Consider the following 1782-nt stretch of genomic DNA (forward strand, 5'->3'; position numbering starts at 1 on the left):
TAGAAGAAATTCCTATCACCACCCAGACTAGACAAATAACGCACCATCTCCATCGGATAGCCGAACTTACCGCCCCGCTGGTTTATGTTCGCACCCTCATCAAGCAAGCGCCCCAACAAAGGCGCCTCACGCTCATAATCATGCTCCCAACGGCCGAGAAGAACATGCAGACAATTAACGCCATCGCCGTTTTCGACATATGAGGCGTCAGCACCCTTATCCAAAAAGTAGTTGGCCAGCTTGATGCGATCAGACACATCGTTGCGCCCAAGAGATCCCATAAGCAGCTCATCGAGGGGCATGAGCGAATTAGCGCGGCCTTCGGGTGTTTCGTAGAGCTCTATGATGTCCTGAACCGGACTATAGCGAAGATCGCCGCCATTCAAATAAATAATCTTGTCACTACTATCAGCGCTTGTCATCGACACCACTCCTATTCCTACTAGGATCTTTGGGCTGGGAATCAGCTGGGTCTTGGGGTTTTTCTCGGGCCTGCTTGTGCTTAGTCATTGCTTGGGTCCGACGGTTCGTGGGCAACCTGAACAACAAACGGCGAATCGCCTCGGCGTATGTACCGGCCTCGACCAGCCGACGCGCTCCCACGACATCAACAATCGCACCACCGGCTTTCCACCGCAAGGGTCGGGTCGATGTTGGCTACACCGCACGCAACATGACAGTGACAGGGTCTGTAGGGGGCGACGCAGGGAGGTGAAGGCTGCACGGTATGGCAGGTGTTGTTGCAGCAGACCGTCGTGGGCGTGTTGCCAGCTGTGACTATCGACTGCGACAGTTCGTTTTCCCCTGAGGCTCGAAGACCTGCGTGGCGAGCGGCTCGTGCACGATATATGCCCCTATGGCCGTGTAAATCAGAGAGGACCACGAGGTACTAGCCGGCTCTACAGTACGCAACAGGCGCTCGTGGTCATTGTGTCCTGGTGCAGCGCCTAAGTATGCTCACCGTCAAGAGGTTGTTGTGTGGCGCAGGGCCCAGGACGAACAGAACACTTTGATAGCCAACGGCAGATTGCCGTTGGAAAAAACGGCCCGAATCAGCTCTGGGTCCAGCTGAAAGACGATGTCACAGAGTCACCCATAGGTGGCAAATTCGCCGAAGTTAAAGTAAAGAACGCGGATGGGACAACTACAACCCAGAAGTGGCATCAAATTGAATGGAAGCCCGGACGGCCCCGAAAAGGACTCTGGGATATGGGGCACTTGGACGACAGGCCTTATGTGCTCGAGCATCGGAAATACATGTCGTCAGGTGGTCGCTACACTCCTGACGCTTTTAAAGAATGGTATCAAGATCCAGATAACTACCAGCCGAAAGATCCTAGCAGGAACAGGAGCCGTGAGGATGACCAGTACTGATAACACCAATGCGCCTATCTACTTGAATAGCGGAAATCTTGGCTCTATGCCGGTCCGGGACATCATCGAGCTCTACGAAACACCCGAAGGCCGCGCTAATTCGCTCGTACCTCTTGATGAGCTTCTTGTTACCTCTCTTGGGCGGGGGAATGTTGCTGATCGCATCGAGCTCGCCAATTACTTCTTGGACAAGGGTGCTGACCCCTCATATGTCGAAAGCTACAATCGCTCAAATTGCTTGCATATATTGTTTCAGGCACATGGTCATGATTTTGAGCGCGAGGCGCCTTTGCTTGGGCGTTTGCTTGATGGTGGGGCGAATATAAATCAACGCTCAAGAAGATCCGGCTACCCGATGCAGTTAGTGCGCTATCTGTCTAGTCTGGGTGGTGATAGGAATTTCTTCTA

3 protein-coding genes are annotated in these 1782 nt (G+C 53.2%); 2 read left to right on the forward strand and 1 reads right to left on the reverse strand.

Annotated features, from left to right (window positions below; translation table 11 throughout):
- Nucleotides 1-422: hypothetical protein (locus HMPREF3162_RS05710; protein ID WP_218079173.1), on the reverse strand; the 422-nt coding region annotated here is incomplete at its 3' end.
- Nucleotides 423-978: 556 nt separating this feature from the next.
- Between HMPREF3162_RS05710 and HMPREF3162_RS11370 the strand changes: the two genes are divergently transcribed.
- Together HMPREF3162_RS11370 and HMPREF3162_RS11655 are read left to right on the forward strand one after the other, a co-directional pair.
- A complete protein-coding gene (locus HMPREF3162_RS11370) occupies nucleotides 979-1374 on the forward strand; it encodes a GH-E family nuclease (protein ID WP_083318925.1) in 396 nt (131 codons plus the stop codon).
- Nucleotides 1361-1782, forward strand: a 422-nt coding sequence (locus HMPREF3162_RS11655; protein WP_141759553.1) for a hypothetical protein, incomplete at its 3' end; no start/stop codon positions are given. The genes HMPREF3162_RS11370 and HMPREF3162_RS11655, both read left to right, overlap by 14 nt.

The organism is Brevibacterium sp. HMSC07C04, assembly GCF_001815905.1.
Taxonomy (GTDB): Bacteria; Actinomycetota; Actinomycetes; order Actinomycetales; family Brevibacteriaceae; genus Brevibacterium.